We start from the raw sequence: 14,875 nt of genomic DNA, 5'->3' as shown, positions 1-14,875 counted from the left end.
TGAACAAGTGGAGGTATCAGGATGACGGATAGAATCAGAGTTGCTGTGGCTGGTGCAGCTGGCAGAATGGGACGCGAAGTCGTCAAAATGGTGCTGGAGGATGAAAGTCTGGAGCTGGTTGCCGCCATCAGCATTGACAATGACGGGGAGGATGCAGGGACCCTAGCGGGATTGAAGCCTTGCGGTGTAAGACTGACATCCGACCTGGAGCTTGCGCTGCTTGAGAGCAAGCCGCACGTCATGGTCGATTTTACTACCCCGGCATCGGCATATGGAAATACCGAGCTAGCCATCAAGCATGGCGTTGCTCCTGTAATCGGTACGACCGGCTTCACGCCGGAACAGATCGAGGATCTGGACAAGCAGTGCCGGGCCAAGAAGCTTGGCGGGCTCATTGCACCGAACTTCTCAATCGGCGCGATTCTGATGATGAAGTTCGCTGCGGAAGCAGCCAAATATTTTCCGCATCTGGAGATTATCGAATATCATGGGGATCAGAAGCTGGATGCGCCTTCCGGAACCGCGGTGAAGACCGCTGAACTAATTGCGGCTAACCGGGAAGAGCTGCGCCAGGGCAATCCGAACGAGGAAGAGACGATTGAAGGCTCAAGAGGCGGCTATTATAATGGCTTTAGAATCCACAGTGTCCGGCTGCCTGGAGTATTTGCGCAGCAGGAGGTCATCTTTGGCGGATTCGGGCAGAGTCTCAAGATACGCCACGATTCCTTCGAGCGTGCAGGATATATGCCGGGCGTTAATTTGGCGGTCAAGAAAGTGCTTCAATGCGAGGGCATGGTTTATGGTTTCGAACATTTAATGGATGGATAGTAAGGGGAGAGAGAGAACATGTTGAATATCGCTTTTATTGCACACGACCGTAAAAAAGAAGATATCGTTAATTTTGTCATTGCCTATGAGCATGTGTTCAGGGGGAAGAAGCTGTATTCGACCGGTACGACGGGGATGCGTATTATGGAAGCGACAGATCTACAGATTCACCGCTTCCTCTCCGGGCCGCTTGGCGGCGACCAGCAAATCGGCGCTCTGATCGCGCAAAATGAAATGGATCTCGTGCTCTTCTTCCGTGATCCATTAATGGCACAGCCTCACGAGCCGGACATTACCGCGCTGTTGAGATTGTGCGATGTGCACGGTATTCCTGTCGCGACGAATTTGGCTACGGCGGAGATTCTGGTTCGCGCTCTGGATCGCGGAGATTTCGGCTGGCGTGAGCTGGTAGAATCCAACAAGCCGGGATTGGGGTAAGGATGAGTACATCTGTAGAACCGTTGGACATCCTTGTGTTCGGTGCTCATGCAGATGATGCGGAGATTGGGATGGCAGGCACAATTGCCAAGCATACCGCTGCCGGTATGCGGGTTGGTCTGTGTGATCTGACGCAGGCCGAATTATCCTCGAATGGCACGGTAGAGCTAAGGCTTCAAGAAGCCGATGCGGCTGCCCGGGTGCTAGGCGTTGCCATGCGCATAAATCTCGGTCTGCCGGACCGCGGGCTATTCGGGACACCGGAACAGATTGCTGCCGTAACTGAACTGATTCGCACCTATGCACCGAAGATGGTGTTTGCTCCTCATTGGGAGGATCGCCATCCCGATCATGTAGCCTGCAGCAAGCTGGTGCAAGAGGCGGTATTTAATGCGAAGCTGCGCCGGTATATGCCGGACAAGCCGGCGGTTAGTCTGCCGGAGCTTTATTTTTACTATATTAACGACTGGACAACCCCGGATGTGCTGGTGGATGTAACGGACCATTATGCGCTCAAACAACAGGCTCTTGGCTGTTACCGTTCCCAGTTCATAAAAGCGGAAGGTGACGATGCTGCGCCGACGCCGCTGAATCAGGGGTATATCGAAAGGGTGCAGGCCAGAGATGCCTTACTGGGCCAAGCCCGGCTGATTCCTTATGCCGAAGGCTTCACGGTTAAGACACCTTATCTTGTTCATCTGTTCGGAGCCAGCCGCTCATAAACTATACTTGGGAATTAAGGAATCAAGGAGGCCGCTGGCGGATGGATTCATTTCTGAAGATCGGCATTACATGTTACCCGTCGCTCGGCGGGTCAGGAGTAGTTGCGACAGAACTCGGCAAGCTGCTGGCGGAGAAGGGGCATGAGGTTCATTTTATATCGCATAGTGTTCCTTTCCGTCTTGGCAGCTTTCATAAAAATATTAAGTATCACGAAGTGGATGTCAGCGACTATTATGTGTTCCGCTATCCGCCTTATGATCTATCATTAGCTACGAAAATGGCTCAAGTCGCCAAGCAGCAGGAGCTGGACGTGCTTCATGTGCACTATGCCGTTCCGCATGCTGTGTGCGCCTTCCTGGCCAAACAGATGGTTGGCGATAAGCTGAAGGTGGTCACGACCTTGCATGGAACGGATATAACGGTGCTGGCTCAGGACGAGTCGCTGAAGGATCTGATTCGGCTTGCCATTAATGAGAGCGATGCTGTAACCTCGGTGTCCAAGGATCTGACCCGGGAGACCCGGGAAGTACTGGATATTACCCGCGAGATCGATCTGACCTATAATTTCGTGGATCCGCGAGAATATTATCCGCGAAATACCTGCAACTGCAAAAGCGACTTTGCAGAACCGGGCGAAAAGGTATTGATGCATATTTCGAATTTCCGGCCGGTGAAGCGGGTTGGCGATGTGGTTGAAGTATTCAAGAAGGTTCAGGAGCAGATGCCTGCAAAGCTGTTATTTGTTGGCGAAGGCCCGGACCTTCCAAAGATTCAATGGAAGATCCGGGAGATGGGGATAGAGGATAAGGTGCATTTTCTGGGCAAGCAGGATGATATCGCCCAGGTGATCTCCATGGCGGATCTGCTGCTGCTTCCTTCCGAGAAGGAGAGCTTCGGGCTTGTCGCGCTGGAGGCAATGGCGTGCGGTGTGCCTACGGTGGGCTCCATTGCGGGAGGTATTCCGGAATTGATAACACACGGCGAGACCGGCTATCTGGCTCCGATTGGCGATGTGGATGCGATGGCTGAACATTGTCTCACCTTGCTGACCCAGCCTGAACAGATGAAGAGATTTCGCGAAGCCTGTCTGTATCGCGCCAAGAATGATTTTAGCAGCGAACGGATGATGCGGACTTACGAGTCCATTTACTATCGAGTGCTTCAACGCGAGACTCCCGGCGTGAATCAAATCTGTCCTTGAGTCTTAGATCTGCACGAGAAGTGTGCTTGGAGGCTGATCCTATGAACAGATGGAAAATGGTTCCCCCCCTGATGGTTCATCAGGGGGAGCTGGTGCTGGAACGGCTTGCGCTGCAGGGCTTCGAAGCCTACTTCGTAGGCGGGTGCGTTCGGGATGAATTGATGGGGCGCCCGGTTCACGATATGGATATTGCAACCTCGGCCACACCGGAACAGGTCGTTGCTCTGTTTGACCGGACTGTGCCGACCGGAATTCAGCATGGTACTGTAACTGTGCTGATGGAGGATCATGCGTTCGAGGTGACGACCTTTCGCAAGGAAGCGGAATATGAGGGGCACCGCAGGCCCTCCGGGGTGCAGTATGTGCGTGATCTCGAGCAGGATTTGCAGCGGCGTGATTTCACGATGAATGCTATCGCAATGGATCGTCACGGACAGATTAGCGACCCGTATCACGGGCTTCAGGATATTGAAGCGGGTGTCATTCGTGCGGTAGGGAGTGCTGCGGAACGCTTTGATGAGGATGCCCTGCGCATGGTGCGTGCTGTTCGGTTCGCTTCGGTCTTCGGCTTCCGTCTGACCAAGAGCACCTGGTCCGGTCTTCGGATTTGCCGCGACAAGATCGCCTATATCGCAACAGAGCGTATTCGCACTGAGCTGGAAAAGATGATCGCAGGCCCTCGCCCCCTGCGGGGACTGGAACTGCTGCGGAGAAGCGGTTTGCTAGAATACATAAACGCACCTGTTCCTATGTCGGCACTGCGGTGGCCTGTCAAGGAAGCGCCGAATGCCTGGCTGGCTGCCATTGAGCATGCCGAAGGGGCGGAGCTGCCGGAGCTTCGATGGTCGCTGCTGCTTCAAGGCTTGAGCGTTCGCGGTGAGGAGGCAGTCCCGATGCTGAAGCGTTGGACCTTTTCAAGGAAGCTGTCCCAGGCGGTGTCCAACATCATCATCTTCGATGAAGTGATGAACACGCTGAATGAAGATCGCTCTATTTCGCTGGAAGCACGGAAAACCCGGTTCATCGAGACGACGCTTCGGCTGGGCAAGGAGACGGCGGAAGGCTGGCTGCTGCGGAGAAAGGCACTGATTAAGAACCATCATCCGGAAGACGAAGAGAACGATCCAGGTAAAGCTAACCTTCTAACGGAGAATTTCCCGGAGGCAGAGTGGTATAGAGCGATCACCGTATTTGCTCTGTCGGATCTGAAGCTCAGCGGCGGTGAGATTATTGCCGCAACCGGACGGAAAGGCGGCCCTTGGTTAACGGAGCTGTTAAACGGACTGCTCTTTGCCGTTGCGGCAGGAGAATTAAGAAATGAGAAAAATGTACTTCTTGAACATGCGAAAGCTGTGGTGAATACGTATGGACACATCTAGGTTGTTAACCTTGCTGGAGGAACATGCTGCAACAGGAAAATATTTGTCCGGAGAAGAGTTAAGCAAGCTGCTGAAGATCAGCCGAACTGCAGTCTGGAAGCAGATTAACAAGCTAAGAGAAGAAGGTTATGAATTTGATGCGGTATCCCGCAGGGGGTACCGCCTCCTTCATGCCCCGGATCTAATGACTGCCGAACGGCTGGAGCGGTATTTGCAGACAAAGCTTTATGGGAGGAAGCTGCAACTGCTGAGCGTAACAAGCTCCACTCAAATCGTAGCCAGGGAATTGGCAGAGGAAGGGGAGCCGGAGGGGACGCTTGTTTTTGCTGAGCAGCAGACCGTAGGAAGAGGAAGACAAGGGCGCAGCTGGCATTCTCCAGCCGGCAAGGGCATCTGGATGAGCCTGGTGCTGCGTCCGGAGCTGCCTCTAAGGTCCGCCCCGCAGCTTACCTTGATGACCGCAGTAGCAGTATGCCAGGCGATACGCAAGGTAACCGGTGTGGAGGCCGGCATCAAGTGGCCGAACGATCTGCTTGCAGGCGGCAAGAAGATATGCGGGATTCTTCTTGAATCGGTAGGCGAAGATACCCGGATGAAATATTGCATCGCGGGGATCGGAATTGATGTTAATCTGGAGCAGGAAGACCTCCCCGAGCATTTGCAGGGCGTCGCTACCTCGCTAAAGCTGGCTGCGGGTCAGACTCAAGACCGGGCGGAGCTTGCGGCAGAGGTGCTTCTTCGAATGGAGCAGCTAATGGAGCTTTATCAAGCTGAGGGCTTCCAGCCGATCAGATTACTGTGGGAGGACATGTCCGTCACGCTAGGGCGGGGCGTGTCGGTCGCCGGTCATCAGGGGATGAATACCGGCAGAGCAGTCGCCCTGGATGATTCGGGCGGATTAGTGATTCTGGATGAATCCGGAGCGCTTGCCACGATTTTTTCCGGAGAACTTGAACTTGACTGATGTAAAATGTTTTGCAATTTGTTATACTGTCCACATGAGGCGATATCGATTTGAAATCGAATTGCACTCCAATGGGCAGACTTAAGTTAGACAGGTAAGTAGTACAGAGTTTCCAAGATCGCATGGATTCTGCTCTGAGCCGATGAGGACCGAGACAGAAAGAACGAGCGAAAGACGACTCTTCTTTTGTGTGGATTCGGGACCTTTAGTGCCAAACTAAAAGGTTTTTTTTGTGCGTCCAGAATATCCTGGTGTGCAAAATACCGAAGGAGGATAATGACAACGATGGCTGAAAAACGTGCACTAAACATTGTGAAGATGAAAAAAATGAAGCAGGAAGGCAACCCGATCACGATGATTACGGCCTATGACTACCCTTCCGCAAAGCTGGCGGAGGAAGCGGATATCGACATCATTCTTGTTGGCGATTCGCTGGGCAATGTAGTATTGGGTTATGATTCCACGATTCCGGTGACTACGGACGATATCGTCTATCATACCCGTTCTGTCGCTCGTGCTGCCGGGAATACGTTCATTGTAGCGGATTTGCCATTCATGACATATCACGGGAGCATTGATGAGACGCTCCGGACAGTAAGAAGAATCATGCAGGAAGGCCATGCCCATGCGGTTAAAATGGAGGGCGGTGCGGAGATTGCGCTTCAGGTGCAGAGCATTGTCCAGGCAGGCGTGCCGGTGCTGGGCCATATCGGCTTGACACCGCAATCGGTCAATCAGATCGGCGGCTACCGCGTGCAAGGCAAGGACGAGCAGGATGCCCGCCGGCTCATGGAGGATGCCAAGGCGCTGGAGCGTGCCGGTGTATTCGGGATCGTCCTGGAGCTAGTTACTGAAGAGGTGGCAGAAGCGATCTCGAAGGCTGTGTCCGTGCCGACCATTGGTATCGGGGCAGGACGGAGGGTAGACGGGCAGGTCCTCGTCTTCCACGACGTGCTGAAGTACGATTCCGACTACCGCGAGAAGCGCTTCGTGAAGACTTATGCGGATATCGGCGCTGAAATTCGTCAGGGCATTGCGGCTTATGTGAATGAAGTGAAGACCAGACAATTCCCGGCACAGGAGCATGTGTTCAATGCAGAGGATACCGTTATAGCGGGTCTTTACGGGAAAGTAAAAGAGGAAGCTGTGAAATGAACCTATTCCGGAATATTCAGGATTTAAGACAATATTTGAAGCAGGAGCGCTTGAAGGCAGCTCTGGAAGGCAAGGTCCTGGAGACAGGCTTCGTGCCTACGATGGGTTACTTGCATGAAGGGCATGCGAGTCTGCTCCGAGAAGCGAGACGCAACAATGATCTGGTGGTGCTGAGTATTTTTGTCAACCCGATTCAGTTTGGTCCGAACGAGGACTTTGAGCGTTATCCGCGGGACGAAGCGAAGGACCTGCAGCTTGCGGAGCAGGAAGGCGTTGACGCAGTCTTCTTGCCTTCAGTCGGGGAGATGTATCCTGCACAGACGCTAACCAAGATTACGGTCAGTCAGCAGCTGACTGGAGGGCTGTGCGGCGCTTCACGTCCCGGACATTTCGACGGGGTAACGACCGTTGTCAGCAAGCTGTTCAATATTGTTGAACCTGAGCGGGCTTACTTCGGACAGAAGGATGCTCAGCAGGTAGCCGTAATTACCCAAATGGTGAAGGACTTGAACATGCCCGTTCAGATTGTTCCATGTCCGATTAGACGGGAAGAGGACGGCTTGGCGCTCAGCTCCCGCAATGTGTATCTTGCCCCGGCTGAGCGCGAGGCGGCATTGGTCTTGTCCCGTCAGCTACTGCATGTGCAGGAGCTGATCAACGAAGGCGGGACCCTGACAGCGGGCGAGGCAAAAGAAACATTGCTGCATGCGTTCACGGCCGAGCCTCTGGCTGAGGTGGACTATGTGGAGGTTGTCCGCTTTCCAGGTCTTCAACCGCTTGGCGATTCCGAGAGAATAGCCCAAGATGGAGAGGTACTGGTTGCTGTTGCGGTAAAGTTCGGGAGCACCCGGCTGATCGACAACGTTATTCTGAGCAAGAAAGGTGTGTAACGCGATGTACAGAACGATGATGAAATCTAAAATTCACCGTGCCACCGTGACGGAAGCGAATTTGAACTATATCGGCAGCATTACTATTGACGAGGATCTGATGGAAACAGCGGATTTACTGGAAAATGAAAAGGTGCAGATTGTAAATAATAACAATGGCGCCAGACTTGAGACTTATGTAATTCCCGGCCCTCGCGGGAGCGGGGTCATCTGCCTGAACGGAGCGGCTGCACGTCTGGTTCAACCGGGCGATAATGTCATTATCATCTCTTATGCCCAAATGTCGGCGGAAGAACTGAGAAGCCACAAGCCAACCGTTGTGTTCGTGGATGAGAATAACCGACCTGTGGAGACCGCAGCTCAAGAGCTGCATGCCACGATTCGGTAATTGATCGCCAGGACCATCTGCCCTGACCGCCATGGCTATGCAATTAATGCCTGCGGGAATGAAATGTGAGCCCATAACAAAAAATGAACGTAAGGCTCACACTGATTTCATTTTCGATAAAGGTGGGATGCGGATGATGTTTCAACATATGTTTGCGGAAATGAGCGGGATGCTGGACGAAATCATTCATTATTATCCTGGAGCGAGCGGTCCTGCGCGTCAGGAGCTGGCTGCCAAGTGGCAGCTGCTCAAAACGATGAGCGATGGAATTATCGAGGAATGGCTGAGCTTTGAAGAGAAGCTGGGTCATTTCCGTCAAACCGGCGCCAGTCCGGATGGAGGTGGCGCTCTCCCTGTGCCTGAGCTGCCTGAGATGGCCGCAGAAGCCTTTGTAAAAGGTCAAGGGTATTATAAGCTGATGATGTTTACGCAGGCACTGACGCAGTTCAAACAGGTCGTGGAGCAGTATCCGGATAGCGCGGTGGGACGAACGTATCTGGCGATGTGCTATCTGCATCTGAATGAATCCGAACAAGCGGTACCGCATTTTTGGCGCGTTCTGGAAACCTGTGATTCGAAACGTATTCGTTCCATCATTTATAATGCACTTGGCTGCATTGAGGCTCAGAACGGAGTGCCTTTGAAGGCGAAGGAATATTTTAAGCTGGCTCATTACCATGATCCTTCCCTGCGAGAGCCGCTGGCGAATCTGGAATCATGCATGCGCAGCAGCGGGAAGCTGCATTATGGAAGCGAATTGACCTCTCTTCTGTAGTATTTCCGGCAACGCAGGAAAGGATTATCAGGCGATGCAGAACCCTTTGTCAAGGGGGCATCGCTTTTTTTTGTAGCGATTTCACATTCAATTTTCAAATTCGCCATCTTCTGTTATGCTGTTAATTAGACTGGAAGAAAGGGACTTTACAAATCAATGAAATACGCCGTACTTGATTTTGAAACCACGGGCAACCAATCCTCGGATGTGATTATTCAGGCTGGATTGGCCATTATAGATGAAGACATGACGGTATCCCGTGTATACAGTTCTTTTGTGAAGCCCGGGATTCCGATTCCGCCGTTCATCACAAGTCTGACGGGGATTACCGAAGAGGACGTCAAGGATGCGCCTGATTTGGACGAGGTCATGATGGAGATGGTTCCATTGCTCAATGACGCCGTGCTGGTCGGCCATAACGTTGCCTTTGATTTCAATTACTTACAGAGCGCGCTGGATAAGACCGGCTACCTGCCGTATACAGGGCGAATTCTCGATACCATGGATTTTTTGAAAATATTATATCCCTCCTTGACGACGTATCAGTTAGGGATGGTTGCCTCGGAGTTCGAGGTGGAGCATGACCGGCCGCATCAGGCGGATAGCGATGCCTTGGCTACGGCTCTGATCTTCATCAAATGCCTGGAGGAGCTGGAGCAGCTGCCGCTATTAACGATACAGCGACTGGCGGATTTGCTCTCCGGGGAGGACAGTGATCTGGCCTGGTTCTTCGATGCAGTACTGGAGCAGCGTCAGCAGAACCCTTCTGTAGATCAGGATGGTTATACGTACTACAGACAGTTCGCGTTAAAGACCGAAGACTGGATGAATATTGAGCCTGAGCGCAGCAATATGATGGATAACCCGCTTGAGGGTGTCAGCTTCGAGCAATTTATGGAGCAGGTGCAATCGTCTCTGAAGGAGAAGCTGCCTGAATATGAAGAGCGTGAAGCGCAGAACCTGATGCTGAAGGAAGTCGCAGCCGCTTTCCAGGAAGACAAGCATTTGCTTGTAGAAGCGGGCACAGGAACGGGGAAATCGTTAGGTTATTTGCTGCCCGCCATTTATCACAGCGTCAAAACTGATGAGAAGGTCATGGTGAGCACCCATACGATCAACCTTCAGGAGCAACTGCGCGAGCGGGATATCCCGCTGTTAACCGAGGTTGTGCCCTTCCCGTTCAAGGCCGCGGTATTTAAGGGAAGACAGCACTATTTGTGTTTACGCAAATTTGAACATAAAATGAACAGGAGAGACTTCGCCTCTCCGAAGGAAGAAGTCATGACCGCCGCGCAAATGATTGTCTGGCTTGCCCAGACAGAGAACGGCGATGACGAGGAGCTGAATCTCGGCAACCGGGGAGGAGACTTCTGGGAGACTGTGGCGAGTGAATCGGACTCTTGTCTTGGACGCTCCTGTCCATGGTTCCGCAAGTGTTATTATCACAAAGCGAAGCATGAAGCAGGAGTAGCGGACGTAGTCATTACCAATCATTCCAAGCTGTTCACGGACATCCAGGCGGGACATCAGCTCCTTCCTGGCTATGAGCGTCTTGTCATCGACGAAGCCCATCATTTGGAGGATGTAGCCGGAAAACATTTAGGAATGCAAATGAAATATTTCACAGTAGTGCACACCCTGACACGACTGTTCAAGGACAGCAAGAACGGTCAGCTTCCGAATCTGAGGCAGCAGCTTCAGCAATCAGGGAATGAGCGGGCAGCTTCCTGGGGAGCGGTCATCGATGGACTTTATCCTGCTTTCCTTGATGTGAAGGAGCATTGGGATCGTCTTGCTGAAGCGATGTTCACACTGATGCCCGAGCGGAGCGACGCCGCTTCTGGCGATCCTGGACAATTCGTGCTGCGGCTGCTGCCGCACAAGAAGCCGAAGAGCTGGGATGATCTGCTCACGATGGAGAACCAGATTTATGTGACCATTGGAGATATTGTTCGCAAGGCCGAGAAGCTGCTTACAGAGCTTAAAGAGCAGGACGAGCAGGATTTTGGCTCCGAAAGTCTAATTACTGATATAACCGGGCTGATCAAGGACCTGGGAACTGAACGGGACGCACTGCGTTCCTTCATGAAGCTGGAGGACGTAAACACCGTCTACTGGATTGAAGGCAACGGAAATTATCGAAGCAAATCCCTGCAGATATTTGCCGTGCCGATTGATGTCAGCGAGCAGCTCAAGAGCTACTTCTTCGACCGGAAGAAGAGCATTGTTATGACATCTGCCACCTTGTCGGTGGACAAATCCTTCCAATATATGATTGACCAACTGGGCCTGCAGGAGGCGCAGGCTCAAGACCGGCTCATGACCTCCATGCTTCCTTCGCCGTTTAATTACCGCGAACAGGCCTTGCTTGTGATTCCGCGGGACTTTCCAAGCGTCAAGGGAAGCGTAGGGGATGATTACTTTGTCAGTACACTCGTCCAATCATTGGCTGACACAGCGATCGTAACTCAAGGCCGTATGCTCGTGCTGTTTACCTCCTACCGGATGCTGAGGCAGGTGTATGATCCGCTAAAAGAGCTGCTGTCATCGCACAATATTTCGGTAATCGGCCAAGGCATGGACAGCGGCAGCCGCACCAAGCTTACCCGCCGGTTCCAGGGGCAGCAAGCATCCGTACTGCTGGGAACCAGCAGCTTCTGGGAGGGCGTTGATATCCCGGGAGATGCGCTCACGAGCCTGGCGATTGTACGCCTGCCGTTTCAACCGCCGAATCATCCGCTTGTGGAAGCCAAGAGCGAGCGGCTGCAGCAAGAGAAGAAGAATCCTTTCATGAAGCTGTCCGTTCCGCAGGCCGTCATCCGGTTCAAGCAAGGCTTTGGACGGCTCGTACGGACTTCCCAGGATCGGGGGATCGTCATTGTGTACGATACTAGAATTCTGGAATCATATTACGGAAAGTACTTTTTGTATTCTTTGCCTGGACCGAAGATGGAGCATATGCCGCTTGGCCAGATGGTTCCGCGCATTGCGGAATGGCTGGACCCGGAAAATCCGTAAACGCTTCTTAATTTGCGTCAATAATAGGGGGATAATCGATGAAGTCGGAGAAAATTTCAGACGCCGTTGTGCGTAGATTGCCAGTCTATTTGCGTTTTCTTAATGAATTAAGCCGCCGAGAGGTATCCACGGTTTCATCTCAGGAGCTGGGACAGAAGCTGGATCTGAATCCGGCGCAAATTCGTAAGGATCTCGCCTATTTCGGTGATTTTGGCCGGAAGGGGATCGGCTATGATGTGGCTTATTTGATCGAGAAAATTCAACAAATTCTGAATCTGGATCAACAGATTAATGTGGCGCTGATCGGAGCTGGTAATCTCGGACAAGCGCTATCGAACTATAATGCTTATGTGAAGGACAATATGAAGATTGTTGCCGTATTTGATGCAAGCCCTGGTAAAATCGGAGGGAAAATCAATAACATCGAAATTCAGCCGATCGAGATGCTGGATGAAACGGTACGCAACATGAATATCCGGATCGGAATTATCACGGTTCCTGCGGCAGAAGCCCAGCATGTTGCTGACAAGCTCGTGGCTGCGGGGATTGGAGCCATTTTGAATTTTGCGCCGACGATTCTCAAGGTGCCTGCTGAAGTGCGGGTACATGCGGCAGACTTTACCACAGACTTAATGAGTCTCGCTTATTATCTGGACGGCGGAAAGGAAATGAAAGACCATGACTCGAAAATGGCTGATTAAAGACGGCACGTTCGCGGTGCTGCATCAAGAACAAACCGTGATCCGCGGCTATATGTTGATCGAAGGGGATAGAATTACCTATATCGGCCAAGAGCGGCCGGAAGGCGTGGAAGGGGCCGAGACATTCGACGGCAAAGGCCTTCTATTCCTGCCCGGTCTGATCAATACCCATGGACATGCAGCGATGTCGCTGCTTCGCGGCTATGGCGATGACATGGTGCTTCAAGAATGGCTTCAGCAGAAGATGTGGCCCATGGAAGCAAAGTTCACCGGTGAAGATGTACGCTGGGGCACGGCGTTGTCTGTGATTGAGATGCTCAAGAGCGGAACGACGACCTTCCTAGATATGTATGATCACATGGATCAGGTGGCCTCGGTAGTGGAACAGTCCGGCATCCGTGCGGTCCTGACGCGCGGCGTGATCGGGCTTTGTCCGCCTGAGGAGCAACAGCGGAAGCTGGATGAAGCGGTGTTGTTTGCTCGCAATTGGCATGGGAAGGCAAACGGCAGAATTACGACGATGATGTCGCCGCACGCTCCTTATACCTGCCCGCCGGATTATATCGAAAAAATTGTGCAAGCGGCGCATGATCTGGATTTGCCGCTGCATACCCATATGTCGGAGACTCTAGCGGAGGTGGAACAAAATGTTCGGGATTACGGGGTTCGTCCGGCCCAGCATTTGTTGAACCTGGGCTTATTCAGCCGTCCGTCTTTGCTGGCGCATGCGGTGCATTTGACTGACGAGGAAATTGCAATGCTTGCCGAGCATCGCGTAGCCGTCTCCCATAATCCGGGCAGCAACCTGAAGCTTGCCTCCGGAGTAGCCCGTGTGCCGGAGCTGCTGCGGGCAGGTGTGACGGTATCCTTGGGTACGGATGGCGCAGCCAGCAATAACAATCTGGATATGTTCGAGGAGATTCGCCTCGCCGCCCTGATCCATAAAGGCGTTACAGGGGACCCGACCGCGATTCCGGCAGCCGAAGCCCTTCGTATGGGAACGGAATATGGCGCGAAGTCGTTGTTCCTTGACCAGACAGGTGTGCTCGCAGCGGGAATGAAGGCTGACTTTATCGCCTTGAACCTGAAGCAGGCTCATTTCCTGCCGAAGACCGATTATATCTCCCATGCGGTATATTCCGCTGCCGGTCAAGATGTCGAGCATGTCTGGGTGGACGGTAAGCAGGTCGTCAAATCACGGGAGTGTCTGACTCTGGACGAGGAGAAAATTCTGTTCGAAGCGCAACGAGCCTTTGAGGGCTTGCTTGCAAGATAGGATAGATAAGGCGTCTTAATCTATGTAAATTAACTTTTTATAGAAAGCCATTCAGGAGAGGAAAGGAAGGGAGCTTTTGCGTAACAGAACCAAATGGGTCTTGCTTTCCTTTATCATCCTTGCGCTTATTCTGCTTGGCCTCTATCGCTTTTATCTATATGTATATGAGGACACCTGGCAAGCGGAGAAGCTTGCAGTGCAGAGGGCGAAGGCGGAGACTACGCTTGTCAAGTCCGATGAAGTATGGAAATCAGTCTGGGACAAGGTATGCTGGGTGGTAGAGGGACAGAACGAAGACGGTGAACAGGTGATGGTCTGGCTGCCCGAGGATGGGCAGGCCGAGGTGAAGCTTCTCTCGGAAGGGGTCTCGGAATCCCAAGTGAGAAGCATCATTAAGGAGGAGCTGCCTGACAGCACCATTGTTCGTCTGATGCCAGGAATTTATGAGAACGAATATGTATGGCAAGTATTTTATAAAGAGAAGGCGCATCACTACTACAAATTCTATCGCTTTAGCGACGGTAAGCCGCTGGATGAAGTTTTCACCCTGCCGAATAGGTAGCCATCGTGCGAAAATTGCCGGGGTGGGTGTTCATGCGGTGAATTTAGTGCAAAAAGGCATTAAAATTACTGGTGTGGGTGCTCGTGTGAGTAGAGTCCATATAATTGTGTAAAAAGCTAGGCTTCAAAAATAAAAGGAGCCATAGTCAAAATCCTCGTTTAGAATGAGGTTGTCGAGACAACATTCTTTGGAGGGGATTTTGATATGACTCAATACCAGATTAACCTAGATTCCAAGCTTTTGCATCAGTTGTTTTTAGGTAGTTCACAGGATGCGGGGGTGTCCGCTTTGTTGGAATCCGTATTAAATCAAGTATTGAAGGCACAAGCATCGGATCAATTAGCAGCAGAAAAGTATGAGAGAACGGAGGGACGACTTGGTTACCGCAATGGAACTTATCCACATACCCTGACCACTCGCGTAGGTAATCTGACCCTTTATGTGCCTCGTTTCAGAGACGGTAAGTTTTCCACGGAGCTCTTTTCTCGCTATCAACGAAGCGAACAAGCTCTTGTGCTTGCACTGATGGAGATGGTCATTAATGGCGTATCCACTCGCAAGATCACCCAGGTGACCG

Annotated in this window: 15 protein-coding genes; all 15 read left to right on the top strand. The window is 52.1% G+C overall.

The window, feature by feature from the left end:
- Positions 1–21: 21 nt before the first annotated feature.
- Positions 22–828, top strand: a complete 807-nt coding sequence (gene dapB, locus KI362_RS12545; protein ID WP_044478910.1) for a 4-hydroxy-tetrahydrodipicolinate reductase — start codon at positions 22–24, stop codon at positions 826–828.
- Positions 829–846: 18 nt separating this feature from the next.
- Positions 847–1,266 carry a methylglyoxal synthase gene (mgsA, locus tag KI362_RS12540; RefSeq protein ID WP_044478908.1) on the top strand — a complete coding sequence of 140 codons (420 nt, stop codon included), beginning with the start codon at positions 847–849 and terminating at the stop codon, positions 1,264–1,266.
- A gap of 2 nt (positions 1,267–1,268) precedes the next feature.
- On the top strand, positions 1,269–1,988 hold the full coding sequence (gene bshB1, locus KI362_RS12535; protein WP_044478906.1) for a bacillithiol biosynthesis deacetylase BshB1: 720 nt from the start codon (positions 1,269–1,271) through the stop codon (positions 1,986–1,988).
- Between the two features lie 41 nt (positions 1,989–2,029).
- A complete protein-coding gene (gene bshA, locus KI362_RS12530; protein WP_044478904.1) occupies positions 2,030–3,190 on the top strand; it encodes an N-acetyl-alpha-D-glucosaminyl L-malate synthase BshA in 1,161 nt (386 codons plus the stop codon).
- A 41-nt stretch (positions 3,191–3,231) separates the two neighbouring features.
- On the top strand, positions 3,232–4,569 hold the full coding sequence (locus KI362_RS12525; RefSeq protein ID WP_301627489.1) for a CCA tRNA nucleotidyltransferase: 1,338 nt from the start codon (positions 3,232–3,234) through the stop codon (positions 4,567–4,569).
- Positions 4,556–5,533 (top strand): biotin--[acetyl-CoA-carboxylase] ligase, encoded by a 978-nt coding sequence (locus tag KI362_RS12520; protein WP_301627488.1) that lies wholly within the window; start codon positions 4,556–4,558, stop codon positions 5,531–5,533. Before KI362_RS12525 ends, KI362_RS12520 begins: the two co-directional genes overlap by 14 nt.
- A gap of 285 nt (positions 5,534–5,818) precedes the next feature.
- Complete coding sequence (gene panB, locus KI362_RS12515; RefSeq protein ID WP_301627487.1) at positions 5,819–6,688, top strand: 3-methyl-2-oxobutanoate hydroxymethyltransferase; 870 nt, start codon at positions 5,819–5,821, stop codon at positions 6,686–6,688.
- Positions 6,685–7,578 (top strand): pantoate--beta-alanine ligase, encoded by an 894-nt coding sequence (panC, locus tag KI362_RS12510; RefSeq protein ID WP_301627486.1) that lies wholly within the window; start codon positions 6,685–6,687, stop codon positions 7,576–7,578. Before panB ends, panC begins: the two co-directional genes overlap by 4 nt.
- Positions 7,579–7,582: 4 nt before the next feature.
- A complete protein-coding gene (gene panD, locus KI362_RS12505) occupies positions 7,583–7,966 on the top strand; it encodes an aspartate 1-decarboxylase (RefSeq protein WP_212939113.1) in 384 nt (127 codons plus the stop codon).
- Between the two features lie 133 nt (positions 7,967–8,099).
- Positions 8,100–8,741, top strand: a complete 642-nt coding sequence (locus KI362_RS12500; protein WP_212939112.1) for a tetratricopeptide repeat protein — start codon at positions 8,100–8,102, stop codon at positions 8,739–8,741.
- Positions 8,742–8,897: 156 nt separating this feature from the next.
- Positions 8,898–11,759 carry an ATP-dependent DNA helicase DinG gene (gene dinG / locus KI362_RS12495; protein WP_301627485.1) on the top strand — a complete coding sequence of 954 codons (2,862 nt, stop codon included), beginning with the start codon at positions 8,898–8,900 and terminating at the stop codon, positions 11,757–11,759.
- Positions 11,760–11,797: 38 nt separating this feature from the next.
- A complete protein-coding gene (locus tag KI362_RS12490) occupies positions 11,798–12,460 on the top strand; it encodes a redox-sensing transcriptional repressor Rex (protein WP_044478891.1) in 663 nt (220 codons plus the stop codon).
- Positions 12,438–13,736, top strand: coding sequence for an amidohydrolase (locus KI362_RS12485; RefSeq protein WP_044478889.1), 1,299 nt, complete (start codon positions 12,438–12,440; stop codon positions 13,734–13,736). Before KI362_RS12490 ends, KI362_RS12485 begins: the two co-directional genes overlap by 23 nt.
- A 76-nt stretch (positions 13,737–13,812) precedes the next feature.
- The gene (locus tag KI362_RS12480; RefSeq protein WP_301627484.1) at positions 13,813–14,298 is read left to right on the top strand and encodes a cell wall elongation regulator TseB-like domain-containing protein; all 486 of its coding nucleotides are present in this window, start codon (positions 13,813–13,815) and stop codon (positions 14,296–14,298) included.
- Between the two features lie 204 nt (positions 14,299–14,502).
- Positions 14,503–14,875, top strand: a 373-nt coding sequence (locus tag KI362_RS12475) for a transposase (protein WP_301627483.1), incomplete at its 3' end; no start/stop codon positions are given.

Origin of the sequence: Paenibacillus apis, assembly GCF_018333295.1 — a bacterium.
GTDB classification, from domain to species: Bacteria; Bacillota; Bacilli; order Paenibacillales; family Paenibacillaceae; genus Fontibacillus; species Fontibacillus antibioticophila.
The sequence above is the reverse complement of the archived record's forward strand: the minus strand, read 5'-3'. Positions and strand labels throughout refer to the sequence as shown.

Bases quoted from the DNA above. Each gene is read 5' to 3' on its own strand.
- dapB (WP_044478910.1), top strand. From the start codon at position 22: ATGACGGATAGAATCAGAGTTGCTGTGGCTGGTGCAGCTGGCAGAATG.
- mgsA (WP_044478908.1), top strand. From the start codon at position 847: ATGTTGAATATCGCTTTTATTGCACACGACCGTAAAAAAGAAGATATC.
- bshB1 (WP_044478906.1), top strand. From the start codon at position 1,269: ATGAGTACATCTGTAGAACCGTTGGACATCCTTGTGTTCGGTGCTCAT.
- bshA (WP_044478904.1), top strand. From the start codon at position 2,030: ATGGATTCATTTCTGAAGATCGGCATTACATGTTACCCGTCGCTCGGC.
- KI362_RS12525 (WP_301627489.1), top strand. From the start codon at position 3,232: ATGAACAGATGGAAAATGGTTCCCCCCCTGATGGTTCATCAGGGGGAG.
- KI362_RS12520 (WP_301627488.1), top strand. From the start codon at position 4,556: ATGGACACATCTAGGTTGTTAACCTTGCTGGAGGAACATGCTGCAACA.
- panB (WP_301627487.1), top strand. From the start codon at position 5,819: ATGGCTGAAAAACGTGCACTAAACATTGTGAAGATGAAAAAAATGAAG.
- panC (WP_301627486.1), top strand. From the start codon at position 6,685: ATGAACCTATTCCGGAATATTCAGGATTTAAGACAATATTTGAAGCAG.
- panD (WP_212939113.1), top strand. From the start codon at position 7,583: ATGTACAGAACGATGATGAAATCTAAAATTCACCGTGCCACCGTGACG.
- KI362_RS12500 (WP_212939112.1), top strand. From the start codon at position 8,100: ATGATGTTTCAACATATGTTTGCGGAAATGAGCGGGATGCTGGACGAA.
- dinG (WP_301627485.1), top strand. From the start codon at position 8,898: ATGAAATACGCCGTACTTGATTTTGAAACCACGGGCAACCAATCCTCG.
- KI362_RS12490 (WP_044478891.1), top strand. From the start codon at position 11,798: ATGAAGTCGGAGAAAATTTCAGACGCCGTTGTGCGTAGATTGCCAGTC.
- KI362_RS12485 (WP_044478889.1), top strand. From the start codon at position 12,438: ATGACTCGAAAATGGCTGATTAAAGACGGCACGTTCGCGGTGCTGCAT.